Source organism: Maridesulfovibrio sp. (assembly GCF_963677005.1).
GTDB lineage: Bacteria > Desulfobacterota > Desulfovibrionia > Desulfovibrionales > Desulfovibrionaceae > Maridesulfovibrio.
The window spans coordinates 3,250,764-3,276,817 of record NZ_OY781616.1 but is presented as its reverse complement, the minus strand read 5'-3'; the positions used below and the strand labels follow the sequence as shown (position 1 = coordinate 3,276,817).

The 26,054-nt window shown below is 48.1% G+C and carries 22 protein-coding genes; all 22 read left to right on the top strand.

Features of this window, described 5'->3' with window-relative positions; genetic code table 11:
• The first annotated feature begins 9 nt into the window (after positions 1 to 9).
• The 22 genes from ACKU4E_RS14515 (at position 10) to ACKU4E_RS14410 (ending at position 26,054) form a co-directional block, all read left to right on the top strand.
• Positions 10 to 1,221 carry a type II secretion system F family protein gene (locus ACKU4E_RS14515; protein WP_320171798.1) on the top strand — a complete coding sequence of 404 codons (1,212 nt, stop codon included), beginning with the start codon at positions 10 to 12 and terminating at the stop codon, positions 1,219 to 1,221.
• Positions 1,222 to 1,228: 7 nt separating this feature from the next.
• Positions 1,229 to 2,227, top strand: a complete 999-nt coding sequence (locus ACKU4E_RS14510; protein WP_320171797.1) for a KpsF/GutQ family sugar-phosphate isomerase — start codon at positions 1,229 to 1,231, stop codon at positions 2,225 to 2,227.
• Positions 2,228 to 2,321: 94 nt separating this feature from the next.
• Positions 2,322 to 4,298 (top strand): asparagine synthase (glutamine-hydrolyzing), encoded by a 1,977-nt coding sequence (gene asnB, locus ACKU4E_RS14505; RefSeq protein WP_320171796.1) that lies wholly within the window; start codon positions 2,322 to 2,324, stop codon positions 4,296 to 4,298.
• Positions 4,295 to 5,404, top strand: a complete 1,110-nt coding sequence (locus ACKU4E_RS14500; RefSeq protein WP_320171795.1) for a glycosyltransferase family 4 protein — start codon at positions 4,295 to 4,297, stop codon at positions 5,402 to 5,404. Before asnB ends, ACKU4E_RS14500 begins: the two co-directional genes overlap by 4 nt.
• Before the next feature lie 3 nt (positions 5,405 to 5,407).
• Positions 5,408 to 6,028 (top strand): sugar transferase, encoded by a 621-nt coding sequence (locus tag ACKU4E_RS14495; RefSeq protein ID WP_320171794.1) that lies wholly within the window; start codon positions 5,408 to 5,410, stop codon positions 6,026 to 6,028.
• Complete coding sequence (locus ACKU4E_RS14490) at positions 6,013 to 6,639, top strand: acetyltransferase (RefSeq protein ID WP_320171793.1); 627 nt, start codon at positions 6,013 to 6,015, stop codon at positions 6,637 to 6,639. Before ACKU4E_RS14495 ends, ACKU4E_RS14490 begins: the two co-directional genes overlap by 16 nt.
• Before the next feature lie 38 nt (positions 6,640 to 6,677).
• The gene (locus ACKU4E_RS14485; protein WP_320171792.1) at positions 6,678 to 7,658 is read left to right on the top strand and encodes a biotin/lipoyl-containing protein; all 981 of its coding nucleotides are present in this window, start codon (positions 6,678 to 6,680) and stop codon (positions 7,656 to 7,658) included.
• Positions 7,659 to 8,657, top strand: coding sequence for a hypothetical protein (locus ACKU4E_RS14480; RefSeq protein ID WP_320171791.1), 999 nt, complete (start codon positions 7,659 to 7,661; stop codon positions 8,655 to 8,657). It begins immediately after the preceding gene.
• 31 nt (positions 8,658 to 8,688) lie between these two features.
• On the top strand, positions 8,689 to 9,621 hold the full coding sequence (locus ACKU4E_RS14475) for a thiamine pyrophosphate-dependent dehydrogenase E1 component subunit alpha (protein ID WP_320171790.1): 933 nt from the start codon (positions 8,689 to 8,691) through the stop codon (positions 9,619 to 9,621).
• A gap of 1 nt (position 9,622) precedes the next feature.
• On the top strand, positions 9,623 to 10,624 hold the full coding sequence (locus tag ACKU4E_RS14470) for a transketolase C-terminal domain-containing protein (RefSeq protein WP_320171789.1): 1,002 nt from the start codon (positions 9,623 to 9,625) through the stop codon (positions 10,622 to 10,624).
• Between the two features lie 12 nt (positions 10,625 to 10,636).
• Positions 10,637 to 11,770: a DegT/DnrJ/EryC1/StrS family aminotransferase gene (locus ACKU4E_RS14465; protein WP_320171788.1), complete on the top strand. Its 1,134-nt coding sequence runs from the start codon at positions 10,637 to 10,639 to the stop codon at positions 11,768 to 11,770.
• A gap of 3 nt (positions 11,771 to 11,773) precedes the next feature.
• Positions 11,774 to 13,645, top strand: coding sequence for a nucleoside-diphosphate sugar epimerase/dehydratase (locus ACKU4E_RS14460; protein WP_320171787.1), 1,872 nt, complete (start codon positions 11,774 to 11,776; stop codon positions 13,643 to 13,645).
• 11 nt (positions 13,646 to 13,656) lie between these two features.
• Complete coding sequence (locus ACKU4E_RS14455; RefSeq protein WP_320171786.1) at positions 13,657 to 15,042, top strand: MBOAT family protein; 1,386 nt, start codon at positions 13,657 to 13,659, stop codon at positions 15,040 to 15,042.
• 338 nt (positions 15,043 to 15,380) lie between these two features.
• The gene (locus tag ACKU4E_RS14450) at positions 15,381 to 16,958 is read left to right on the top strand and encodes an ankyrin repeat domain-containing protein (RefSeq protein WP_320171785.1); all 1,578 of its coding nucleotides are present in this window, start codon (positions 15,381 to 15,383) and stop codon (positions 16,956 to 16,958) included.
• 45 nt (positions 16,959 to 17,003) lie between these two features.
• The gene (locus tag ACKU4E_RS14445; RefSeq protein WP_320171784.1) at positions 17,004 to 17,531 is read left to right on the top strand and encodes a winged helix-turn-helix domain-containing protein; all 528 of its coding nucleotides are present in this window, start codon (positions 17,004 to 17,006) and stop codon (positions 17,529 to 17,531) included.
• A 37-nt stretch (positions 17,532 to 17,568) separates the two neighbouring features.
• Positions 17,569 to 18,726: a DegT/DnrJ/EryC1/StrS family aminotransferase gene (locus ACKU4E_RS14440; protein WP_320171783.1), complete on the top strand. Its 1,158-nt coding sequence runs from the start codon at positions 17,569 to 17,571 to the stop codon at positions 18,724 to 18,726.
• Positions 18,727 to 18,738: 12 nt separating this feature from the next.
• On the top strand, positions 18,739 to 20,310 hold the full coding sequence (locus ACKU4E_RS14435) for a Gfo/Idh/MocA family oxidoreductase (RefSeq protein ID WP_320171782.1): 1,572 nt from the start codon (positions 18,739 to 18,741) through the stop codon (positions 20,308 to 20,310).
• An 11-nt stretch (positions 20,311 to 20,321) separates the two neighbouring features.
• Positions 20,322 to 21,479 (top strand): glycosyltransferase, encoded by a 1,158-nt coding sequence (locus ACKU4E_RS14430; protein WP_320171781.1) that lies wholly within the window; start codon positions 20,322 to 20,324, stop codon positions 21,477 to 21,479.
• Between the two features lies 1 nt (position 21,480).
• Complete coding sequence (locus ACKU4E_RS14425) at positions 21,481 to 22,665, top strand: glycosyltransferase family 4 protein (protein WP_320171780.1); 1,185 nt, start codon at positions 21,481 to 21,483, stop codon at positions 22,663 to 22,665.
• Complete coding sequence (locus tag ACKU4E_RS14420; protein ID WP_320171779.1) at positions 22,652 to 23,611, top strand: NAD-dependent epimerase/dehydratase family protein; 960 nt, start codon at positions 22,652 to 22,654, stop codon at positions 23,609 to 23,611. The genes ACKU4E_RS14425 and ACKU4E_RS14420 overlap by 14 nt, the downstream gene beginning before the upstream one ends.
• A 5-nt stretch (positions 23,612 to 23,616) precedes the next feature.
• Complete coding sequence (locus tag ACKU4E_RS14415) at positions 23,617 to 25,386, top strand: ATP-binding cassette domain-containing protein (protein ID WP_320171778.1); 1,770 nt, start codon at positions 23,617 to 23,619, stop codon at positions 25,384 to 25,386.
• Entirely contained in the window at positions 25,383 to 26,054 is a 672-nt protein-coding gene (locus tag ACKU4E_RS14410; protein WP_320171777.1) for a PIG-L deacetylase family protein, read from the top strand. Before ACKU4E_RS14415 ends, ACKU4E_RS14410 begins: the two co-directional genes overlap by 4 nt.

The window sequence follows — 26,054 nt, the reverse complement described above, 5'->3', positions numbered from 1 at the left end:
CACTCCGTAATGCCCACATACCAATACCGCGCAGTAACTGCAGAGGGAAAAAAGAAAAAAGGCTTTGTGGAAGCCGCATCGCAGTCGCGCGCCTTCGCGACCCTGCAATCCAAGGGACTCATGCCCCTGCGTCTTGAACAGGTCAAATCCGGCCAGAAAGCACAGAGCTCCTCCGAGTCCCTGGCCTCTTCCTTCTCCATGGGCGGAAAAGTACGGGTCGGAGAATCATTCTACTACCTCGGTATTCTGCTCCAGAGCGGCACGGCCCTGGCCCAGTCACTGGACATGATGGCCCGTATGACCGGCGGAAAGGCCAGCCGGACATGGATGGAAGTCCGCGACGCCGTTCAATCCGGGGAAAGCTTTTCGTCCTGTCTGGCCAAGTATCCCAAAATTTTCCCGCAGGTCTACGTCGGGATGGTCCAGGTGGCCGAGTCTGTCGGCAAACTCGGCGATGTACTGGAAAACATCGCCAAATATGAGGAAGAACGCGCTGAAGTAAGCGGAAGGCTCATGACTGCCATGGTCTACCCTGTGGTCATCCTGCTGATAGGCATGGGCGCGGTATATTTTCTGCTTTCAGAGGTCCTGCCCAAGATCACCGGCATATTCAAGGCAGCCAAGGGAGAGCTCCCTACCTCCACAAAAATAGTCGTCGCGCTCGGCAATACCCTCTCCAATATGGGCCCACTGGCCCTGATCATACCCCTGTGCATAATTCTGGGGCTGGTCAGCGCCTACAAATCCGTCCCTGCGTTCAGGGAAAAAGTAGACAGATTTTTCTGGAAAATCCCTCTGGTGCAGAAGAGCACGCTGGCGCGTTTTTCAGGCATACTCGGATTTCAGATAAATGCCGGTATTCCGCTGGTTCAGGGAATGGAAAGCTCCGCAAACGCAGTCAACTCAACATTTTTCAAGAAAAAAATGGCCGAAGCACGCGAGGAAGTCGCCACCGGGCGCTCCCTGAGTTCCGTGCTGGCTGAACAGAAAATTTATCCCGACATATACATACTGACGCTTACCGCCGGGCAGAAATCCGGGGAACTCGGAAAATTTCTGCAGCGCATGGGCACCATTTTCGAACGGGATGTGGACAACTTCATGAAACGGGTGGTCGCGCTGGCCGAACCGATGCTGCTGCTCTTCATCGGCATGCTCATCGCTTTTATCGTGGTAGCCATCATGGGCCCGATCTTCGACCTGACCTCGCTCGTAAAATAGGAAACAGATGACAGATAAACAGCTTTCGGATTTCATTAAAAGGGGACAGGAAGTCCTTGAAATCGAAGAAAAAGGTCTGGCGGCCATCCGCAATGATCTCGGAGAAGGTTTCGCCCGCGCGGTGGAAATGCTCGCTGGCTGCAAAGGTCGCGTAATCATTACCGGGCTGGGCAAATCCGGACTGGTGGGCCGCAAGATCGCCGCCACCATGTCCTCCACCGGCACGCCATCATTCTTCCTGCATCCGGTGGAAGGCGCCCACGGAGACCTTGGAATGGTCCGGGAAGAAGACGTGGTCGTCTCCATATCCAACAGCGGGGAGACTGATGAACTGAACGCCCTGCTGCCGGCAATCCGCTCCTTCGGCACGAAAATAATTTCCATCACATCGGACCCGGAATCCACCATGGGACGCCTTTCCGATGTGGTCATAAAAACAAAGGTTCCCTGCGAAGCCTGCTCCCACGGGCTGGCTCCGACATCATCAACCACCGCCGCCCTGGCCATGGGGGACGCTCTGGCCGTCTGCCTGATGGACTACAAGGACTTCGACAGCAAAGATTTCAAACGATTTCATCCCGGAGGTTCTTTGGGACGCAGGCTGACTCTGTGCATCAGTGAAATAATGCATTCCGACAATATTCCCTCCTGCCCCCAGAACGTTACGCTCTCCGAAGCTTTAACCGTACTGGACAAAGGAGGTCTGGGTCTTGTGGCCCTGACAGCATCCGGGAAACTGTCCGGAGTAATTACCGACGGAGACGTACGCAGGATGGTCTGTACAGGAAATTATGATCCCACCGCAGCCGCAACCGAATTCATGGTCTGCGATCCGTTGCGCATCACGCCGGACATGTCGGCGGCCCAGGCATTGGATATAATGGAATCAAAGGAAATAACGGTGCTTCCCGTGGTAGACGAGGACGGCGTCATTACCGGAATGGTGCATCTGCACGATCTGCTGGGCAAAGGCCGACTCAAATTCGCAGGTGCCGAGCGGGGATAGCCATAACATTGATGCGCTTCGCGCTGTTGGTGATTTGATTTCGTCTCCGACGGCCAAAGGGGATAATCCCCTTTGGAAACCCTAACGGTTTAAAATGGTCGCAATGTGTGGAATAGCCGGTTTTATTGATTTTTCATGTTCGTCAGATTCAGCCAGGCTTGAACGGATCGCTCGGAAGATGGGTGACGCCCAGAACCTGCGCGGCCCGGACGGTTCCGGGCAGTGGTCGGACCCTGAATGCGGCATAGCCCTGGATCACCGCCGTCTGGCCATCATCGACCTGACGGTTGAGGGCGTGCAGCCCATGCACAGCAGCTCCGGACGGTTCGTCACCGTTTTCAACGGCGAAATATACAACTACCGTGACCTGCGCGAGGAACTGGAACAGGCTGAAGGGTTCGGCGGCTGGCGCGGACATTCTGACACGGAAGTCATGCTGGAAGCCATTGAGCAATGGGGATTCGAACCGGCTCTTAAACGGTTCTGCGGCATGTTCGCCATTGCCGTATGGGACCGCAAGGAACGCTGCCTGCTGCTGGCCCGCGACCGCATGGGAGAAAAACCGCTTTACTATTCGCGTCAGGGCGAAAATTTTCTCTTCGGATCGGAACTCAAGGCCCTCATGGCCTACAAGAAATATTTCAAACGCGAGGTGGACCGCGACTCTCTGGGCTCCTACCTCAGATACAACTACGTTCCCGGCCCGCGCACCATCTTCAAAAACACATACTGCCTCATGCCCGGCACCTGGACCTGTATACGCCAAAACGGAGAAATGACGGCTCCGCAATCATACTGGTCCCTGAATGAATGCGCACGGGATGCCGGAGAAAGAATTTTCACTGCCCCGGATGAAGTGATCATAGAGACCCTTGAAGACATGCTGCTCAAAGTCATTGAGCGGGAAATGATCTCGGATGTGCCTTTAGGGGCCTTTCTGTCCGGCGGTATTGATTCGTCACTTATCGTCGCCCTGATGCAGCAGTGCGCTCTTGCACCGGTCAAAACCTTCACCATCGGTTTTGATGACGAGGCATATAACGAAGCAGATGATGCCCGGGCAGTTGCAAAACATATCGGGACCGAACACACCGAACTGTACCTTTCGCCACGCGATGCGCTGGACGTAATCCCGACAATTCCGCAGATATGGGACCAGCCTTTTGCTGATGCGTCCCAGATTCCGACACATCTCGTTTCGCGTATGACCCGCGAGCACGTCACCGTGGCCCTTTCCGGTGACGGGGGGGATGAGCTTTTCGCAGGCTACAACCGCCATTCCAAAGGCTGTTCCATATGGAACAGATTGAGTTCCGTTCCAGTGCTGTTGCGAAAACTTGCAGCAAAATCCATCTCGGCAATCTCCCCAGCTGACTGGGACAGCGCTTTCCGCATGTTCGGACCGGTGCTTCCCGAAGAACTGAAGATGCGCCTCCCCGGCCAGAAACTGCATAAACTGGCCGATGTCATGGCTGCCGGATCAGCAGTGGAATACTACCGCAACCTGACATCCTGCTGGCTTGAACCGGGCAGTCTGCTCAGAAAGGGAAATGAAATAGCCGGCCCGTTCCAGTCTGCTGATATGCAGCCTTCAAACGGCAACCTGACCTCATGGATGCAGTTCATGGACGCAGCAACATATCTTCCTGACGATATACTAACCAAGGTGGACCGGGCGGCAATGGCCGTAAGCCTTGAAACGCGCGCTCCGTTTCTCGATCATGAAGTGGTTGAATTTTCACAGCGGCTGCCCATGCACCTGCGGGTCCGCGAGGGCAGATCCAAATTCGCCCTGCGCGAAATCCTGTACAAATATGTGCCGCAGCAGCTGATAGAACGCCCGAAGATGGGATTCGGGGTGCCCATAGACAGCTGGCTGCGCGGCCCTCTCAAGGAATGGGCCGAGGATCTGCTTTCAAACAAGAGGCTGGACAGCGACGGTTTTTTCTATAGTGGTCCAGTGCGGCTGGCCTGGATTGAGCATCTTCTGGGTAAGAAGGACAACCAGTACAGGATCTGGAATATACTGATGTTCCAGTCATGGTGCGACCATTGGGAGATCAAAGGGTGAAGATAGCAGTCATCGGGGGATACGGACCGTCGCTGGTCAATTTTCGCGGCCCCATGCTGAGAGCCATGAAAGAAGCCGGACACGAGGTCTGCGGAATAGCTCCGCTCGACTCTCCAGATGTGCCCGAAAAACTGGCTGCCATGGGCATTGAATTCATTGCCGTCCCGATCAGGCGCAAGGGAATGAATCCTCTGCGCGATATGGCATCCCTAATGGCCCTGACCGGAATACTGCGCAGACATAAACCGGACGTTGTGCTCTCCTACACTATCAAACCTGTGATATACGGTTCACTTGCAGCACGGCTGGCCGGGGTGCAAAACATATTTTCCATGATCACCGGTCTGGGCTACGCCTTCGGGCAGACTTCCGGCAAGCGGGCACTGCTTTTCAAACTGGTAAAAAACATGTACCGGACGGCATTATATTTTAACAAAGGGGTCATGTTCCAGAACCCGGACGACAGAAACATGTTCATGGAATTGGGTATAATCCCCGGTGGTAAGGACACGGTTGTCACCAACGGTTCCGGGGTGGATATGGATTATTTCACAAGTTCACCGCTAAATGACGTAACTCCGGTATTCCTGTGTATTTCACGCCTGCTCAGGGAAAAAGGTGTTCGCGAATTTGCCGAGGCGGCAATGAGCCTGAAACGGAAATACCCGGATGCAGAATTCCGGTTGGTGGGCCCTCACGATCCGGGACCGGATTCCATCAGCGCGGAGGAAGTCGCACGTTGGCAGGATGCGGGGATTGAATGCCCCGGTCCAGTGGAAGATGTGCGCGAAGAGCTGGCCGGCTGTACAGTTTATGTGCTTCCTTCCTACCGCGAAGGCACGCCCCGTTCCGTGCTGGAGGCCATGTCCACCGGAAGGGCAATTGTTACGACGGATGCACCGGGCTGCCGTGAAACGGTTATGGAAGGCAGCAACGGATACAAAGTGCCGACAAGAGATGTTGCCGAGCTTGAAAAGGCCATAGAGCGCTTTATTCTCCGCCCGGACCTTGCCCGGACCATGGGCGAGGCATCACTGGAATATGCGGCGGAAAAATATGACGTAAACAAGGTCAACACGACCATAATGAACTTCATGGGGCTCTGATTCATGACCGTCAAAAGATGTTTCGACCTGACCGTATCCATTGCGGCACTGCTAATTTTCTTTCCGGTGCTTGTTGCGGTGGCCGTGGCCATCCACAAAAAAATGGGCGGTGGTATTTTCTTTATTCAGAGACGCCCCGGACTTTATGGAAAGCCCTTCAATATAATCAAGTTCAAAACCATGTCCGATGAACGTGATGCTTCCGGGAAGCTGCTGCCGGACTCCGAACGTCTGAGCAGGTTCGGCCGCATCCTGCGCTCCACGTCTCTGGATGAACTGCCGGAGTTGATCAACGTGATTTTCGGGGATATGTCTCTGGTTGGTCCGCGACCGCTGCTCATGCAGTATCTTGACCGCTACACCCCGGAACAGAGCCGCAGGCACGACGTGCTGCCCGGAATTACCGGATGGGCGCAGGTCAACGGGCGCAACGCGGTTTCGTGGGAAGAAAAATTCAAAATGGATGTCTGGTACGTGGACAACCACACCCTGCTGCTGGACATAAAAATAATCTTCATGACCGTGGCAAAAGTGTTCAAACGCGACGGCATCAGCCAGCCCGGACAGGCCACAGCACAGGAATTCATGGGCGGAAAGGTGGACAACATATGGAAAAAATCATAATCATTGGCGCCGGCGGGCATGGGCAGGTGGTGGCCGAGATCATAACACTCATGCATGGAGTGCAACCATTATGCTTTCTCGATGACGACACAAGTCTTCACGGCACAGAGTTACTGGGAATTCCCGTACAGGGCGGGATTTTAGAACTGGACAAGATAAAACATGACGGAGTCATAATTGCTATCGGTGACAATAACCGTAGAAAACTTATTTTTGAAAGACTTGCGGCACAGACGCATTTCTTTACTGTAATTCATCCATCTGCCATAATTTCGCCAAGTGCCTCCATAGAAAAAGGTTGCATGATTCTTGCGGGGACAGTTATCAACACGAAGGCAAAGATACACAAAGACACAATAATAAATACAAATTCAATAGTTGAACATCACTGCCAGATTGGCCCTCATGTACATATAGCTCCAGGAGTAAGCCTGGGTGGCAATGTTACCGTAGGGGAAGAAACGTTGATTGGAATAGGCGCAACCGTATTGCCGGGGATCTCAATAGGAACAAATTCGATTCTCGGGGCTGGAAGCACAGCCATTAAACCAATCCCTTCCGATACGATAGCTGTCGCTTACCCGGCAAAAAAACTATTCTCTAAATGGTAAGTGTATTTAGGTAAAATTTTCACCCAAAAAGGTAACTAATGACCCTTGAAATAAAAATACCTCGTCTAAACGCAAATGAAGACGAACTTCTTGTTTCCGACATATTTGTCTCAGTAGGAGATCAGGTTTCTGAAGGAGACCTGCTGTTTGCAATAGAATCGGTAAAATCCTCGGTTGAAATTGACTGCCAGCAAGCCGGGTTCATAAATCAGATTAATATTGAAACTGGCGAATATTACGAAATCGGTTTTCTTGCCATGACCATCTCTTCGGATAGGAACAGTACGGTACAAGCAGCCCAGCAGTCGCTAAAACAAGAAGCTCCTCCCCAACGAAAAGAAAAAATCACAGCCAAAAAACGACTCGAAAAAATCACAACTCTCGCTTCCAGGCAGATGCGGCACAAAGAAAACGTAAATGACGGAAGGCTGCCGGTCATAATAATCGGAGGGGGAGACCACGCCGGGAAACTGAGCAGGATGATAGACAAGTCTTTTTCTTTCAGGGTCCTTGGGTATGTCGGCCCCGCTCTGGACAAGAAAAATACCAACGGACTCGAATGGTTGGGAACAGACGAAAATCTCGCCCAGATAGCCCGTAGCCAAGGCTCTTTTGCCGCATTGGCAGCCGGTGTCCTTGCCCCCGATGCAATGTTGCGCAGTAAAGTATATGCGCAATGCCTCTCACTGAAAATTCCGTTACCAGTGTTTGTTCACCCGACAGCCGAAGTCGACCCAAGTGCCGTCCTGGAGCCTGGAGTACAAATATTTGCTAACGCAACTGTTGGAGCAAACGTCACAATTAAAGCGGGTTCAATTATCAATACAGGAGCAATCATTTCGCATGACAGCTCAATCGGGCAGCTGACACATATTGCCCCTGGCGCTGTTTTAGCTGGTAGAGTTGCTGTTGGAGACCGTTGTATTATTGGCATGAATTCGACCATATATATTGGAGTTAATATACCTGATAGCTCAATAATATTAAATAACTCCAATATATCAAAGGATATACGGTAAATGTTAACCAATGACGTTTATATTCACATAGGATTACCCAAAACAGGTACTACATTTTTGCAGGAATGTTATTTCCCATACCTGAAAGATTTTTTTTATTTTGGGATTGGCACAAAGGCATCTCCTGAATACTACAACGTGATACACCCTTTAAAATCACGAGGAGTTATGAGTCTAACGGATGAATACGTCCGCAATACTCGTGAGCAGATTAAAACAGCATCATACCCGCACAAAAAAATTTTGATCAGTGACGAAAATTTTGATGGGGGAAATAATTTTTCAGGCTTAGCGGACAATTGCATTGTCCTTAAAAAAATATTTTCAAAACCTAAAATCATATTCACATTCAGGAGACAAGACAGCTTCTTAGAGAGCTATTATAGGGAGTGTATTAAAACTGGAGATTTTATCTCCGTAAAGTACTTTTTAAGATACTATAACGACTCCTTCGGCAGTTATTTTGGAAGGGGGTCGATAAATTTTGATGTCTACAATCTTAATTGGTTATTATATTATAGACATCTGACTGATACTTTTGGGGAAGAGAACGTCCTAGCTCTGCCTTTTGAAATGTTAAAACAGGAAAATACCATTTTTTTTACACGAATGGCCGACTTTCTAGGAACAGGAAATTTTATTCCAAATGGTGTTAAAAACCCAAGACATTCTTATGCAGCTCTGCGCGCAGTGAGATTTCTTAACAGGTTTGTCAACAACGGCAGGAATGGATTCCCAATTCTAATTCAAAATCCTTTTGCAAAAATTCTTCCGAGTAAACGCGAAGGCAAAAACGATCTAATAACGAAGTTAAGAGATATCTCTAACAATTATCTAAGGATGAAATACCTTTCACGCATGCTTAGTCACATTCCATGCAATGAACAACAATTTATTTCACCAGAAATCAGAAACAAAATAATGCTAATCCATGCAGAAAGTAACAGAGAACTGGCAGAAGAAATTAAAATTGATTTGCAGAAATACTCATACTATTAATTACCATCTCGCAAACCGTTGAGGTTAAAATATGAAACCAAAATACTTCGAAGGATATAAACAAGATAATGCACTATATGATTTTTTATGGATGCTGCTGATCAGAAGGGCTGAAGAAAAGATAAAACACCTATTTTCTGAAGGACTGGTTGACGGGACAACTCATCTATACATCGGGCAAGAGGCGAATGCTGTAGGCATTCTTCAGCCTTTAAGCAATGAACATGATTTCGTTATCAGTAACCATAGATGCCATGGACATTTCCTTGCATTCGGGGGAACATTAGAAGAATTATTCGGAGAAGTCATGGGCAGAGTCTGCGGAGCAAGTAAAGGCTTTGGAGGAAGCCAACATATTAAAGGGAAGAATTTTTTTTCAAGTGGAATCCAAGGAGGATTCACTCCCATTGCATGCGGACTGGCATACGGCATTAAGCTAAAACAACAGGATGGTGTTGTTGTATGCTGCATTGGGGACGGCACTCTAGGTGAAGGAGTGTTGTATGAATCAATGAACATTGCTGCGCTGAAAGGACTTCCCATACTTTATTTAGTTGAAAACAACCGATACGCACAAAGCACTCCTACACAGAGAGGAGTGGCCGGCTCAATGATAGAAAGAGGTAAGGCGTTTTCGTTGAATGCAAGCGAAATTGACAGCCACGATGTTGGTGAAATTAAAGAATGGGGCCAGAAACTCATCGAAACTACGCGTAAAAACTCTGTCCCTACATGGGCAGTAATACATACCCATAGACTATGTGCTCACAGCAAGGGAGATGACACAAGATCCCAAGATGAAATATACGAGACACTCAAGTTCGATCCATTGGATCTTTACCGCACAAGACTGGACGAAAAAAAGACAATAGAAGCTGAAAACATTGTTGCTGATATAATCGAGTCTGCCATTGAAAAAACAATGACCAAGCCCTCCCCGGTTATTCCTCAGGACGGAGTGTAAAATGAGAGTCTATGAAGCCATAAACCATGCCCTGCAATCTTCAATGGAAGAGAACGACAAAATCATTTTGATAGGTGAAGACATTCTGGACCCTTACGGAGGCGCATTCAAGGTAACAAAAGGTTTGTCCAGCAAATTCGAAGAGAGAGTGATAGACACTCCTATAAGCGAACAAGCCATTATTGGAATCGGAACCGGACTTTCTCTACAAGGATTCGTGCCTATAATTGAAATCATGTTCGGGGATTTCCTCACCCTTATAACTGATCAGATAGTCAACCACGTTTCAAAAATAAGAATGATGTACGGAAAAGAAATTCCACTGCCGCTAATCATACGTACTCCAATGGGAGGAAGGCGGGGTTACGGGCCGACACACAGCCAGTCGCTTGAGAAACTATTTTTTGGAATCCCAGGAGTTATTGTTGTCGCTGTTTCCAGCTTATTCAACCCTGGAGACTTGCTTGAAAAATGCATAAAAAGCAACTCCCCAACTATCTTCATAGAAAACAAGGTATTATATGCCAAACCAGTAAAAGTACGCTTGGAAGAATACGCAACAAACATAGCATATAGCAAATCCGGAATTCCCACTTTAACTCTTACTTCCGGCATACCTGATTTAACAATAATCACTTACGGAGGAATGGTCGAAATTACGCTTAGCGCCGCAAAACAATTGCTTGAAGAAGAAGGTCTGCGTGCCGAAATAATTATCCCGCACCAACTTTCGCCCCTCTATGAAGCACCGATACTAGATTCTGCAACAAAAACAAAAAGAGCGGTAATAGTAGAAGAAGGCCACGCCCAGTGGGGTTGGGGAAGCGAAGTTGCCAGTATGTTGACCGACATTCAAATGGAGGCCCCAGTACAAAGAGTCGGGTCAAAATTGGCTCCGATTCCGGCATGCAGAAGCCTGGAAGATCAATTTTTGCCAAATGAAAGAAGTATTATCGACGCTGCTATCAGAACGGTGGACAGAAGTTATATCCTAAATAAGTAAAGGCCATTTCCAATGAATACCAGCAAACGCATCTTTCTTTCCCCCCCGCACATGGGCGGATCAGAACAGGAATATGTACGGCAGGCTTTTGAAAGCAATTTCATCGCCCCTCTGGGCCCCATGGTCAACGGATTTGAACAGGAATTCGCGCAGATGAGCGGTTTTGCCCATTGTGCCGCCCTTTCAAGCGGAACAGCAGCGCTTCATCTGGCCCTGCGCCTGCTCGGAGTCGGTCTGGGAGATGTCGTCATTGCCTCTTCGCTCACCTTTATCGGCAGCGTAAGCCCGGTCACATTTCTCGGAGCCGAGCCGGTCTTCATTGATTCCGACCGCACATCCTGGAATATGGACCCGGAACTTCTGGCAGAGGCGGTGGAAGAATATGTTGCCAAAGGACGTAAGCCCAAAGCGGTAATTCCAACCGACCTTTACGGCCAGTGTGCCGACTATGACCGTATTCTCGAAATTCTTGAACCCCACGGAATTCCCATGATCGTTGATGCCGCCGAATCCGTAGGTGCACAGTACAAGGGACGCCACGCCGGAAAAGGCGCGCTTATGGCGGCCTACTCTTTCAACGGCAACAAGATCATCACCACCTCGGGCGGAGGACTGCTGGCTTCCGATGACGAAAAACTGATCGCCAAGGCACGCTGGCTTTCGCAGCAGGCCAAGGAACCGCTGCCGCACTATGAGCACAACGAAATCGGCTACAACTACCGCATGTCGAACCTTGTTGCCGCAGTGGGACGCGGACAGCTGGAAGTGCTAGCCGATCGCGTAGAGCGCAAGCGTGAAATATTCAATTTTTATGAACAGAAACTCGGTTCCGTTCCGGGCATAAACTTCATGCCCGAAGCCGCGTACGGAAAATGCAACCGCTGGCTTAGTGTAATGCTGGTGGACAGGGACGAATTCGGCGCCGGCCCGGACGAAATCCGCAATGCACTGGAAGAGCAGAATATCGAATCCAGACCGGTCTGGAAGCCGATGCACCTGCAACCTGTTTTCAAAGGCAACCGCTGCTACGGCACGGAGGTCAGCGAGGATCTATTCAATCGCGGCGTCTGCCTGCCTTCCGGAACCGCCATGACCACTGCAGACCTGAACAGGACCGTTGAAATAATCAAAGGGTGCGGAAAATAGAAAATGATCCACAACCTGCGAAATGCTAATTTTTATCTGATGGTCCTGATGGACCTGATTATTTTCTTTGTGGCTTTTTACGGAGCGTATCTGTTCCGTTTTGACTTTGCCCTGCCGGGATACGCACATACGCAGTACCTCGAACTGCTCAAGTATACGGTCATAATCAAATTTTCCGTTTTCCTTGGCCTGGGTCTCTACCGGGGCATGTGGCGCTACACAAGCCTGCGTGATCTCTGGCAGATTCTGGAAGCCACATTTCTGCAGTCACTCATACTGGTCACTATTGTTCTGTATAAATTCGGTTTCGGCGGATTCTCCAGAGGTGTGTTCATCATCGACTGGATGCTGACCGTATTCATGTGCAGCGGCGTAAGGGTTTTAATCCGTTCTTTTTTTGCATACAGGGACGGTAACGCTCTCCACTTCATGCCGGAATCATGTCCTGTTGACGGCAGCAATGTTCTCATAATCGGTGCAGGCCGGGCCGGCGAAAAGGTGGTGCGTGAAATCAAAGGCAGCGGGCAGCTAAAATACCTCCCCATAGGATTCCTCGACAACGACAAAACCAAGCAGGGACGTACCATTCATGGTGTCCCGGTGCTGGGAACTCTGTCCGATCTGCAGGAACTTGTTGAGAACAAATGCGTCAATGAAATACTCATCGCCGTGGCCGAGGCTTCCGGACAACAGATGCGCCAGATAATCGATGCCTGCAAGAAGACGGGATTACCTTACAAGATTCTGCCCGGCATGGATGAAATCATCAACGGCAAGGTGGGTATAAAGGCCCTGCGCGATGTAAGCTATCAGGACCTTCTGGGGCGCTCCCAAGTGCAGTTGGATAATACCGCCATCAGTGAATACATTTCCGGCAAGACCGTGCTTATCACCGGCTGCGGGGGATCGATCGGTTCGGAGCTTGTCCGCCAGGTCGTCCGCTTTAAACCGGAACGGCTTATTCTGGTTGATTCAAGTGAAGCCAATCTTTACGCCATCCAGATGGAGCTGCACCATGAAATAAAATTTCACGCATACGTTACCGTGCTCGGATCGGTGCAGGATACGGAACTGATGGATTCCACATTCGGAAACTACAAACCGCAAACGGTTTTCCACGCCGCGGCCTACAAACACGTTCCCATGATGGAACGCAACCCCTGGCAGGCGGTGCACAACAATATCTGCGGCACCAGGAACGTAATGACTGCTGCGGACAGGCACAAGGTGGACCGCTTCGTAATCGTCTCCACGGACAAAGCCGTGCGGCCCACTAATATAATGGGAGCTTCCAAGCGGGTAACAGAACTGCTTATGCGCCTTTTTCATGATTCCGAAACCACTTTCATGGCCGTTCGCTTCGGAAACGTGGTCGGATCTTCCGGTTCGGTAGTTCCGCTCTTTCGCAGACAGATAGAAAAAGGTGGGCCGGTAACGGTCACCCATCCGGACGTCACACGCTATTTCATGTCCATATCCGAAGCAGCACAGTTGATCCTGCAGGCGGGAGTTATGGCCGAGGGCGGGGAGATTTTTATACTTGAAATGGGCGAACCCGTGAAAATAGCCGACATGGCCCGCGACCTGATCAGACTTTCCGGAAAGGAACCGGACAGGGATATAGAAATCGTCTTTACCGGCCTCCGTGAGGGAGAAAAACTCTATGAGGAACTGATCACAGAGGGCGAAGGAATTGTCCGGACAGAGCACGATAAGATCATGGTGCTGAAAGCCTTTGAAAACGATTTTGAAGCTTACTCCAAGCAGCTGCAGGAAATTCTGCAGCGCATGTCCGCCGCAGCAGACCGGTTTCATGCTGGCGAGGTCAGAAAAGTTCTGCACGAGGTGGTGCCTGAATTCGATGAGGAAGGCTAGGAGGTCAGATAATGCTCTTCAATTCGCACATCTTCATCCTCTTCTTCCTACCACTTGTTTTCGGATTCTACTTCCTGCTTCGGGGTTTCAATCTTCATACAGCAGGCAAACTGTTTCTCATCATAGCCTCGTTCGTTTTCTATGCCTGGTGGAAAACCGAATATCTGTACCTGCTCGGCGGAACGATTCTTTTCAACTTCCTCATGGCCGAGGCTCTGCACAGAAAAAGCAGCAAACGGACTCTGGCCGTTGCTGTTGGCTGCAATCTCTCGGTGCTGGGCTACTTCAAGTATAAAAACTTTTTCTTTGACAATATTGCCGGGCTGACCGGCCTGCCATCCGTCACCGAAAAGGTGATTATCCCTCTGGGCGTCAGCTTCTATACATTCCAGCAGATATCCTTTCTCGTTGATACATACCGGGGTAAGGCTGCCCGTTGCAACCTGCTGGATTACACTCTGTTCGTATCCTTTTTTCCGCAACTGGTGGCCGGCCCCATAAGCTACCAGCACGAGATTACACCCCAGTTCAACGCCAAAGATGCCGGACGGATAAACTATGCCAACATCGGTCAGGGTTTTTATCTTTTCAGTATGGGGCTGTTCAAAAAAATCATCATCGCCGACTCCCTCGCTCCTTTTGTAGAAAACGGATTTGACAAGGCTCTGGCACTGCCTTTCTGGGACTCATGGGCTGTAAGCCTTGCCTATACCTGCCAGCTATATTTCGATTTCAGTGGCTATACGGATATGGCTCTTGGACTTGGACTCCTTTTCAACATCAAGCTGCCAAACAACTTCAATTCTCCATACCAGGCTCTCGATATTCAGGAATTCTGGAGACGCTGGCACATCACCTTGGGACGCTTTGTCCGCGACTATATATATTTTCCCCTCGGCGGCAGCCGCAAGGGAGGTTACCGCACGCTGGGCAATCTGATGGCGTCATTCCTGCTCATCGGACTCTGGCACGGGGCCGGCTGGAATTTCGTACTCTGGGGCGGGCTGCACGGTACCGCGATGGTGATCCACAGAGTCTGGCGCAACACCGGTGGAAAACTACCGGTCTACGCAGGATGGTTGCTCACATTTCTATATGTAAACGCATGCTGGGTCCTGTTCCGTGCGGAAACGACTTTTGATGCCGTTAAAATTTTCAAAGGCATGATCGGTATGGTCAATATAGGCTTTTCGACGGCTCTTACAATGCAGGAAACGTACATTCTTCTGGCCGCATGCTGCGCACTGGTGGCATTCACCGTAAAATGGAAAAATTCGATTGAAACAGCCGCACAAATGAAATTCTCTGTTTTCGAATCCGTGCTGTCCATCTCGTTGTTCATCTCCGCATTCCTGCAGATGTATACCCACCAAACCTTTCTTTACTTCGATTTCTAGCCATGAACGCACGTAAATGGACAATAACCACCCTTCTGGCCCTCGGAGTCCTGCTCACAGCACTCATTCTTATTGTTGATGTAGTAATTGATCCATACGGGGAATTCAGAATTGTTGAAGGCAGTTTCAACCGGAACAAACTTGCCGCCCGTAAGACGACGGCATCACAGGTGGCCACAAAACTTTATAGCGGAAAATACTCCCTTGTATTCGGAAGCAGTCGGACTATGCTGCTCTCTTCGGAAATAACCGGCTGGCCGCTTCTCAATTTCAGCACATCCATATACAACAACCCGGGAGATGTGCTGGCATTTCTCAATTCATTGAACGCAGAACAGTTGCGCAATGTCAGCCACATATATTTTCTTATCGACATAAACGGATTCAGCTACACGAATTCTGACCCGGCACTGAAAAACAGCTTTACCCAGCAATTATCCAAAATCAGGAATATCAATCCTGACAAAATCAAGGATTGCTGGAACTGTGTTGCAGCCAACATATCCGCTGACAACTCAAGCTCAGCACCGAATACCATTGATGAGTTCGGAGTTTTGCACAAGTCTTCGGACGAATTCAAAAACAACAATGTAATCTTTTCAAGTCACTTGGTGACACCATTTTATCTGCAAAATATTTCTAAAGTATACACATTCTGCGACGACAAAAAAATTCCTATCACATTCTTCACTTTACCGTGGTATACCACATTCAATCCCGATCAACAGGAAGTCCTTGAAACAATTTTCTCAAGAACAGCAAAAGCATGCAATGGTTTTTACAATTATTACAATTGCAGGGACATAACAGGACACGAGGCGCTTTTTTCAGATCCATCACATCTTAATAGTGCGGGATTAAAAAAAGTCATGAGTGCTGATATCTGGAACAATCAAAAATTATTCCAGCAGCCTGTTGCCACCAAAGCAATTGCCAATATTGACTTTAAACATATAAATAAGAACAAATTGATAAAGAATCTGCGCGATCAGAGAGACGTTCCTCAGGCGTATATTGTTGCAGACAATCTTCTGCGAAACGGCAGGGAAGACCTTTTTCTGGAATTATACAACAACCTTGACAAGATCGGATACAACAAACTTGAACTTATTACGGATGCATTTCTCCTTAATAAATTAAATATACTGAAACTCCTGCTAAGCAGAAAAGAAAAGGAAATGCACGATGGAATTATCATTTCCAAATGCCTGAAACAGGCCGTCATGTCCGGAAACAGGGATGCGGTAAAAAACGCTCTGCTGCTAGGGGCTGATCCCAATCTTCAACATGAATACGGAACGACTCCGCTATTGCTGGCGGCTGACTTTTCACCGGACCTTGAAATCATAAAAATGCTCCTGAACGGTGGCGCGGACCCGTTTTATATAAACGGGGACAGGACAGCCATGAGACATTATGATCAGTCCGTATTCAGCATTGCCGTCGATGCAAGAAATAGGGAACTTACAGATTTCCTGACAAAAGAATACAAAGGCTCCCCTCTTGCAACCCACGCAGAGCTACTGGCTAATTTATATTCAAACCCGCTTAACAGCACCGCTTTTCAAAACTGCCTGAAGCTGCAACGAACACTTTACCATAATGGACTGCTCCAGACAGCCCGAGTTTTCATATGCATTCCTGCAAACCAGTTACTTTTCGAACATAACAACCGGAAATTCATCCAATTAGACGGGGCGAAAATGAAAATACCGGATGACATCGCCTCCCTTGTAGAAAACACGGAAAGCAAAATTGTTGTGTTCAAAATATTATTAAAAACGTTTGAAGATATTTACAAAAAACCATTTACAAATTCAAACGATGATCAGAAGAAATTCAATCAGATTGCAAGAAACTTCGACAAGTTAATGAGTTTACTTATCAGACATAACGCGGTCCGAATTTTAAAATAAGTCTCCGTTGACAGTTCGTTCAGAATAACCTAACAAAAACACATCATGTTGAAAGAACTATTTACATCAAAGACAAGAATCAAGCTTCTGCTCAAGCTTTTTCTCAACCCGGATGTTTCATCGTATCTACGAGAACTGGCGGCGGAATTCAATGTTTCCCCGAATGCAATGAAAGAGGAACTTGATGGTCTAAGTGACGCAGGATACCTGAACAAGAAAAAAGAAGGGCGTTACATTTACTACAACGCCAACTCGACCCATCCGTTTTTCCCTGAAATAAGTTCAATCGTCCGCAAGTACATCGGCATTGACCAGATTCTTGAATACATCCTTTCCACAATAGGTGACGTTGATTCCGTATACATACTGGATGATTACGCCAAAGGAATCGACTCCGGGATCATTGATGTTCTCATTATCGGAGACGAAACCGATACCAATCGCATCGGGGACCTTTGCCTTAAGGCTGAAGAAGCCATAAAACGCAAGATAAGAATAATGGTCCTGAACACGGATGAATTTGAAAAAACCCGCGACATTTATTTAAGACGACCAAATTGGAAGGTTGTCTAAAACACATAAGCATGTGCCTTTAACGGAGAATAATCTCATGAATATCCCTTTTATCGACCTTAAAAAACAGTTTAGCCGCATTGAATCCCAGGTTCGCAGCAACATGGATGCCGTGCTTGAACACGGAGCCTATATCATGGGCCCGGAGATTCCGGCCCTTGAAAAATCTCTTGCCGAATACTGCGGAACAAAGCATGCACTGGGTTGCGCATCCGGAACGGACGCACTGACCCTGGCGCTCATGGCTCTGGACGTAAAACCGGGTGATGCAGTCTTCACTACCCCGTTCACCTTCTTCGCAACAGCAGAAGCCATCGCCGTTCTTGGCGCAACCCCGATCTACGTTGATATTGATCCTGTCACCTTCAATATCGATCCTGAACAGCTTGAAAAGACAATAGAAACTTTTAAGGGTGCCGACAATGGCGTTGCCATGCCGGAGACCGCCGGGCTGACTCCCAAAGGAATTATTCCGGTTGACCTTTTCGGACTTCCCGCCGATTACGACGCAATTAAAGCAATTGCCGACAAACACGGCCTTTTCATAATCGAAGACGGCGCTCAGGGATTCGGAGGCGAATACAAAGGCAAACGAGCCTGCTCGCTAGGAGACATCACCTGCACATCCTTTTTCCCGGCCAAACCTCTTGGCGGATACGGAGATGGCGGCATGTGCTTTACCGATGACGATGAACTGATCAAACGTCTTCGTTCTCACCGCGTTCACGGACAGGGTCCCGACAAATATGACAACGTTCGCCTTGGAATAAATGGTCGCCTCGACACCCTGCAGGCTGCCATTCTGCATGCAAAATTCGATGTTTTCCCTGAAGAAGTAGAACTTAGGGACAAGGTTGCGGCAACATATGCCGAACTCCTCGGCGACATTGAAGGACTGACTGTTCCAAGCATTCCGGAAGGATATAGATCTGTATGGGCTCAGTACTGCCCGATGGCCACGGACAGCGAACACCGTGACCGCATCCAGGCCGCGCTAAAAGAAAAAGGTGTTCCCTCACCGATCTACTACCCGATTCCCCTGCACATGCAGACCGCATTCAAAGACCTCGGATATAAGGCCGGTGATTTTCCCGTAAGCGAAGACGCAGCCAAACGTATTTTCGCCATTCCCATGCACCCCTATCTTGAAAAAGAAACCCAGGAAATGATTGCGGAAGCAATCCGCAACGCCTAGGGAGGGCTCCTGATGAGCGGAAAACAAATCGCTGTCGTAGGTTCAGGCTACTGGGGCAAAAACCTTGTCCGCAATTACGCCCGGACCGGTTCGCTGAAAATGATATGCGACACCAACAAGGACACTCTGGACACCTTTCGCGCACAGTACCCGGACATTGAAACGGTGCTTTCATACAGCGAAGTGCTTTCCAGCGAGGAAATTGACGGGGTGGTAATTGCCACCCCGGCCGAAACACATTTCAATCTCGCAAAAGAAGCCTTGCTTGCAGGCAAACACGTATACGTGGAAAAGCCGTTGGTATTAAGCGAAAAGGATGCCGAAGAGCTTATCGGTATTGCTCAAAAAAATAATCTTATACTAATGGTCGGTCACCTGCTCCAGTATCACCCCATTTTCGTAAAACTGCGTGAAATGGTCCATTCTGGAGAACTTGGCCGTATCAACTATATTTATTCCAACAGGCTCAACCTCGGCAAGATCAGAAGAGAAGAGAATATCCTGTGGTCATTTGCACCGCATGATATATCCATGATTCTTGCTCTGGCAGGGGAAGAGCCTGAAAAAGTAATCGCAACCGGCGGGAACTATCTGCACAAGCACATTGCGGATGTTACCACTACGCATCTTGAATTCCCCAGCGGAATCAAGGCGCACATTTTCGTTTCATGGCTGCACCCTTTCAAGGAGCAGAAACTGGTTGTTGTCGGGGACAAAAAAATGGCCGTCTTTGACGATACCCTGCCCTGGGATGAAAAGCTCCTGCTCTACCCACACAAGGTGGAATGGGAAAACAACATACCGGTGCCGAGCAAAGCTGAAGCGGAAAAAGTTACAATCCCTCAGGATGAACCTCTTTTTCTGGAATGCAAACATTTCCTTGAATGCATAGGTTCAGGAACACACCCCAGAACAGATGGAGCCGAAGGCCTGCGTGTACTTAAGGTCCTGAATGGAGCCCAGGCTTCACTCAACAAAAACGGCTGCGAAGTCACCCTGACCCAAAAAGAAGGCAAGCCTTCTGTGATGGTTCACGAAACAGCCATAGTCGACCAGAACGTGGAGATAGGCGAGGGGACCAAAATCTGGCATTTCTCCCATGTCCTTGGCGGCACGACCATCGGCACCAACTGCAACCTCGGCCAGAATGTCGTAGCCGGTCCGAACGTCAAAATAGGTAACGGCTGCAAGATCCAGAACAACGTTTCCGTATATAAAGGTGTAACTCTTGAAGACGACGTCTTCTGTGGGCCATCCATGGTTTTCACCAATGTATACAATCCCCGCGCACACGTAGCACGTATGAATGAAGTGCGTGAAACTCTGATAAAAAAAGGCGCAACACTCGGGGCCAACTGCACAATTGTTTGCGGCAACACAGTAGGAAACTACGCTCTTATAGGGGCCGGTTCCGTTGTAACCAAAGATGTTCAGGACTATGCCCTCATGGTCGGATCTCCAGCAAAAAGAATCGGCTGGGCCTGCCAGTGCGGAGAAATTCTGCCACAGTCCCTTGAATGCGTCCGTTGCAACAGTAAATATGAAGAGAAAGATGGAAAACTTTCTCTGTGCAAGCAGTCATAAAGGCGGAATTAATGGGCAAAGTCCTCTTGAATATCATCACAGACAGACTCTCTCACCTTGAAAACAAGGGCGAGATGACTTCCCGCTACTACAACCCGGGCGGGGAGTTTGATGAAGTGCATATATTGATGACCAATGAAGACAGTCCAACCCCTGAAAAACTCCAAAAAATGGCGGGCGATGCCAGATTATACATCCACAATCTGCCCGCATCCAAAAAGCTGCTCATAACATCACTCTTCTGGCGCCCGGCCCTGCTCAAGGGCTGGGCTGCCGGAGGAGTTGAGCTTGCCAAAAAAATAAAACCGGATGTCATCCGTTGTTACGGTAATTACATTAACGGATTTATTGCATCGGAAATAAAAAAAGAGCTTGGGATTCCCTACATTGTTTCCCTGCATACGCATCCGGACGAAAACCGAAGCAACCTGAGTTTCGGTTGGAAAAATTTTCTCTACTATCATTTCACCGCGTCGGTTGAGAATGTAACCCTCAAAAATGCAGATTATGTAGTCGGCGTGTATAAGTCACTGATTCCATACGTAAATCGACGCAATCCTAAAAATTACGAAACCATATACAACACTGTCACACCAGATAAAATCAGGATTAAATCCGATTACACGGCTGACACAGCTTTAAAAATATTATCCGTAGGTCGGCTTATTCCGGGCAAGAACCCGGAATATCTTATAGATGCAGCAATTGCTGAGGGCGCTCACCTTACAGTTGTTGGCAACGGTCCCTTACGGCCGGCACTTATGGACAGGGCAGAACAAGCACAAGGCCCGGGTAAGGTCACCTTCATCCAATCCATCAGCAATGAAAAACTCTGCGAGATGAGCCCAGATTTTGACGTATTCGCCATCCACAGCGACTACGATGGAATCCCCAAAACCGTACTGGAAGCATCCCTGTGCGGCCTGCCTGTAGTGGTAAACAAACGGATGGAAAATCAGGTGCCTGAATTCGAAGACGGCTGGATGGAGCTTGTAAACAATTCTTTTGAAGGGTACTCCATGGCAATCAAAAGGCTGGCAAACATGGATTACCGCGAAGATCTGGGGAAAAAAGCCCTCAAATACTCGCACAAACACTGGAATCCGCAGCAAACAGAATTGCGTTACGCTGAACTTTACAAACAAATAATGCAAAATCGATCTGCATAGAATGAAAAAGTCAATCCTTTTCATAGCGTACGATTTTCCACCGATACTTTCCCCCGAGTCCATTCAGGTTCAGCGCAGAGCATTGGCCTTGGCCCGCAACGGACACCGGGTGCACGTACTCACAGCCTGTGAAAATCCTGATTTCGAATTTATGGACCCGGAACTGGGCAGGGATCACGAAAACCTGACTGTCCACCGCATCAACAGAATTCCGGGGGAAAAATGGCTGCATTATCTCTGCGGCGGACTTGAAATTACCGACCGCAAATTCTGGTGGAAATTTCCCGCAGCGACCACGGCGATCAAACTTATCAAAGAATTTAAGATTGACGCCCTGTACACCCATTCCACGCCGCTGGTGAACCATCTTGCGGGACTGGCCGTCAAAGAAACCGATCGCGATATGCACTGGACCGCGCATTTCTCGGACCCCTGGACGCTGAACCCGTACATTTCATATCGCACCGGTCTGCAGCGCGGCATCAACAAGCTTTACGAAAAAGCGGTCATCTCACGTGCCGACAGGATAACTGTCACCTCGGAAAAAACCAAAGATCTTCTCATAAAAGGACTTGGTGCCGCAAAAGATAAGATAGCGGTTCTGCCCCACGTATTTGATCCGGACCTCTACACCCGCAGACAGCACACGCCTGAAAAAAAGATCGTGGCCCACACCGGGAACATATACGGACTGCGCTCCATAGCTCCGTTTATCGAGGCCGTGGACAAGGTTCGTCCTGCGAATCTTGAATTTCATTTTTACGGACGCATGAAAGACGATGAACGCAGACTGGCGGAAGAAAAATGTCCGGACCTGATCAAAATTTTCGAACCGGTGCCGTACCTGCAATCAATTGACGTTCTGTCCAAAGCGGACATCCTTATGGTCATTGATGCTCCGCTGAAAAATTCCCCGTTTTTTCCTTCTAAACTGGCCGATTATATCGGTGCAGGGAAACCGGTTGCTGCGCTGACCCCCCTTTCATCCACCACCACAGACATAATCCGGGATATCCAGAAAGAACTTCTCGTGGCAGACAGTGCGGACGTCCCTTCCATAGCGGCCCTGATCCGGCGCATGGAAAAAGCGGACTCCTCCGCCCTCATCGACGGGGCGAAAGATTTTTACAACATGAACAACAACTACGACAGGATTCGTGAGGCCCTCATAGATGAAGAATGCTAAAGTGCTCGTAACCGGCGGTGCCGGTGCCATTGGACTGAACCTGATCGAAAGAATGCTCGCTGGCGGAGTCGGCTCCGTGATGGTTATCGACAACCTCTCTTCGGGGTACAAAAACTATCTTCCGGATGACGACCGTATAGTCTTCCTGAAAGCCGATATCGGGGTTATGGAATCCTACCGTAAGGAAATGGAGGAGTTCAAGCCGAACTACGTTTTCCATCTGGCCGCCCATTTCGCCAACCAGAATTCCGTGGATCATCCGTTCAAGGACGTTCAGGCCAATATTATCGGAACCATGAACCTGCTTGAAATTTCCAAGGATAACGAAGCGCTCAAGAAATTCGTCTACACTTCCTCGTCATGTGTATACGGCAACGCTGCCATCATGAACGAGCAGGATTACATCTATCCTCACGAAACCCCGTACGCCATCAACAAATACACGGCCGAGCTTTACGTTAAATACTATTCGTCCATGTACGATATCCCGGCTGTCTCCATCCGGGTATTCAACACCTACGGGCCCTATGAACCGCACGGCGCGTACCGCAACGTTATCCCCAATTTCATCGTGCGGGCCATAAAGGGCGAACCGCTTTTCATCACCGGCGACGGAACCGAAACCCGCGATTTCACCTTCGTAGGCAACACCGCCCAGCTCCTGACCCTGGCCGCCCTTTCGGAAGTCACGGACGGAGACGTATTCAACGGAGGGACCGGCAAACCGACCAGAATCATCGACCTGGCCAGAATGATCATAGATTACACAGAGTCATCATCCGAAATAGTCTTCAAGGAAAGGCGCAACTGGGACGCGGTAAAGGACCGCCTTTCTGATGTCTCCAAGTCCGGAAAAATCCTCGGCTACGAGCCGGAAACAACGCTTGAAGACGGACTCAGAAAAACCGTCGACTGGTATGTGAACGACTATGAAATCGGTGAGTAGGATTCATGGCTGACGCAAAAAGCACTAGTACTCGTGCAAAAACAATGGCTCTGCTATCTGCGATACAAAAACGCCAGCTTTGCCTCTTGGCTTGTTTCTCTATTTTTATATCAATCATGGAGACTGTCGGAATTTCCTCAATAATGCCCTTCATTTCAGTTGCAAGCAACTTTTCTTTAATAGAAAAAAATGAATGGATCAACAAAATCTACAACACATTCCCCTTCACTTCTCCACAGCAATTTGTGCTTGTAGTTGGTTCGTGCCTTGTTTTCTTTTACTTTTTTAAAAATGGCGTATCTCTTTTTTACATGTATATTACGTCGCGTTTTACACAAGGAATTGCGCAAAACATAGCCGTAAAATTATTTGATAGATACATTAGGCTATGCTACATAGATTTTATAAAGCAGGACACAACAGAATTAACAAAAAAACTAGTCATTGAAAGGCAACAAATAGCCTCATACTACGGAGCAATGATGCTCCTTATATCAGAATTGTTCATCATTGCTTTCATATATTTAGCATTAATGACAGTAGACTATAAAATAACATTAGCTCTAAGTTTATTTATTGCTTTTAAAGCATTAATATTTCTCAAAACAATAAGCAAAAAAATGGCTTATGAAGGAGAAAAAATACATTTTTATTTAAAAGGATATTATAAAAGTATCTCTGAAGGGTTAAAAAACTTAAAAATAATTAAGCTAACTTCAAGTGAAAACATCATTGAAGAAAATTTCAACATTTCTGGCAAACATTATATGGAAAGCTCAGTTATAACAGCAACAATATCTCACATACCGCGCCTAGCCTTTGAGAGTGTCGGCTTTTCAATACTAATTTGCATAATTATGTACGTAATTTATTCTAAAGGAAATCCTGAATCGGTAATTCCGACAATTTCAATGTTTGCAATTGCGTTGTACCGCCTATTGCCATCTGTTAACAGGGTTATGGCCAGCTACAACACTATGCGACTTAACAACGTAAGTCTGAATTTGATTTTTGATGACTTGAATCGTCCTATTGAGGAATATGGGAACAAACAACTGTCTTTTAAATCTGAAATAAAATTTTCCAATCTTTCTTTTGCCTATGACGATCATCCGGTACTCAGTGATATTAGCTTAGCTATTAAAAAAGGAGAGCGAGTTGCTTTAATAGGCCCCAGCGGAGCCGGGAAAAGCACAATCGCCGACATTCTCATAGGCATGTATTCAAATTTTAAGGGTTCTATATTCATTGACGGGACGAAGTTGACAACGGATAACCTAAAAAGCTGGAGAAGCCTTGTAGGCTACATACCACAAAGCATGTTTCTTTTTGATTCGACTGTAGGCGAAAACGTGGCTTTTGGAAGAAGATATGACGAAAACAAAGTTATTGAAGCTCTTGAGAAGGCAAACTTAAAAAATTTCCTCGACTCCAAGGAAGGAACAAAAACTCCGGTCGGCGAGAATGGAGAATTGCTTTCCGGAGGGCAAAAACAGCGTATTGCCATAGCCAGAGCATTGTACGGTAACCCTCCGATTCTAGTTCTTGATGAAGCGACATCAGCACTAGATACTGCTACTGAATCAAAAATAATGAGCCACCTGTATGGATTGAACTCAAACACGACAATAATTATAATCGCCCACAGACTTTCAACTATTAAATCTTGTGACAAAGTCTATCTTGTTGAAAATGGAACTATTTCCCCTGTAACCGACTTGAAAAAATACGAACAACAACAACAAGATTGCGGCAAAGCGGAGATTTTTTCATGAACAAAATCCTTGCAGTTGCCGTCCATCCGGACGACGAGACTCTGGGCTGCGGAGGCAGTCTTCTCGCGCACAAGGAAGCAGGTGATGAAATCCACTGGCTAATACTGACCGGAATGCGCGAGGAACTCGGATATTCAAGACCGCAGATGGATGCGCGTGCCCTGGAAATAAAATCCGTTGCAGAGGCATACGGATTCGATACCGTCCATAATCTTGACCTGCCCACATCCTGTCTTGACGAACTTCCGCTGGGGAAAATCATATCCGGCATCTGTTCCGTGATTTCCGAAGTTGAACCGAACATCGTCTATCTACCATTCTATAACGATGTGCACTCCGACCACAGGATTGCATTCGAGGCGGCCATGAGCTGCACAAAAAATTTCAGATATCCGTTCATAAAAAAAATTCTCTGCATGGAAGTCCCGTCTGAAACCGAATACGCCGCGCCAATCGGACTGGGGGGATTTATCCCCAACGTGTTTGCGGACGTAACCAGACACATGGACCGCAAATGCGAAATAATGAAGATTTTCAATTCGGAAACAGGAGAACCTCCCTTTCCGCGAAGCGAAGGAAATATCCGTGCGCAAGCCCGCTTTCGCGGAGGGGCATGCAACTGCATCTATGCGGAATCGTTCATGCTCGTTAAGGAAATAATTGGGTAG

Coding starts and splice junctions, on each gene's coding strand:
- ACKU4E_RS14425 (WP_320171780.1), top strand. CDS start 21,481: ATGAAAAAGTCAATCCTTTTCATAGCGTACGATTTTCCACCGATACTT.
- ACKU4E_RS14485 (WP_320171792.1), top strand. CDS start 6,678: ATGACCCTTGAAATAAAAATACCTCGTCTAAACGCAAATGAAGACGAA.
- ACKU4E_RS14440 (WP_320171783.1), top strand. CDS start 17,569: ATGAATATCCCTTTTATCGACCTTAAAAAACAGTTTAGCCGCATTGAA.
- ACKU4E_RS14430 (WP_320171781.1), top strand. CDS start 20,322: ATGGGCAAAGTCCTCTTGAATATCATCACAGACAGACTCTCTCACCTT.
- ACKU4E_RS14475 (WP_320171790.1), top strand. CDS start 8,689: ATGAAACCAAAATACTTCGAAGGATATAAACAAGATAATGCACTATAT.
- ACKU4E_RS14460 (WP_320171787.1), top strand. CDS start 11,774: ATGATCCACAACCTGCGAAATGCTAATTTTTATCTGATGGTCCTGATG.
- ACKU4E_RS14480 (WP_320171791.1), top strand. CDS start 7,659: ATGTTAACCAATGACGTTTATATTCACATAGGATTACCCAAAACAGGT.
- ACKU4E_RS14455 (WP_320171786.1), top strand. CDS start 13,657: ATGCTCTTCAATTCGCACATCTTCATCCTCTTCTTCCTACCACTTGTT.
- ACKU4E_RS14495 (WP_320171794.1), top strand. CDS start 5,408: ATGACCGTCAAAAGATGTTTCGACCTGACCGTATCCATTGCGGCACTG.
- ACKU4E_RS14410 (WP_320171777.1), top strand. CDS start 25,383: ATGAACAAAATCCTTGCAGTTGCCGTCCATCCGGACGACGAGACTCTG.
- ACKU4E_RS14465 (WP_320171788.1), top strand. CDS start 10,637: ATGAATACCAGCAAACGCATCTTTCTTTCCCCCCCGCACATGGGCGGA.
- ACKU4E_RS14445 (WP_320171784.1), top strand. CDS start 17,004: ATGTTGAAAGAACTATTTACATCAAAGACAAGAATCAAGCTTCTGCTC.
- ACKU4E_RS14515 (WP_320171798.1), top strand. CDS start 10: ATGCCCACATACCAATACCGCGCAGTAACTGCAGAGGGAAAAAAGAAA.
- ACKU4E_RS14510 (WP_320171797.1), top strand. CDS start 1,229: ATGACAGATAAACAGCTTTCGGATTTCATTAAAAGGGGACAGGAAGTC.
- ACKU4E_RS14415 (WP_320171778.1), top strand. CDS start 23,617: ATGGCTGACGCAAAAAGCACTAGTACTCGTGCAAAAACAATGGCTCTG.
- asnB (WP_320171796.1), top strand. CDS start 2,322: ATGGTCGCAATGTGTGGAATAGCCGGTTTTATTGATTTTTCATGTTCG.
- ACKU4E_RS14470 (WP_320171789.1), top strand. CDS start 9,623: ATGAGAGTCTATGAAGCCATAAACCATGCCCTGCAATCTTCAATGGAA.
- ACKU4E_RS14420 (WP_320171779.1), top strand. CDS start 22,652: ATGAAGAATGCTAAAGTGCTCGTAACCGGCGGTGCCGGTGCCATTGGA.
- ACKU4E_RS14435 (WP_320171782.1), top strand. CDS start 18,739: ATGAGCGGAAAACAAATCGCTGTCGTAGGTTCAGGCTACTGGGGCAAA.
- ACKU4E_RS14490 (WP_320171793.1), top strand. CDS start 6,013: ATGGAAAAAATCATAATCATTGGCGCCGGCGGGCATGGGCAGGTGGTG.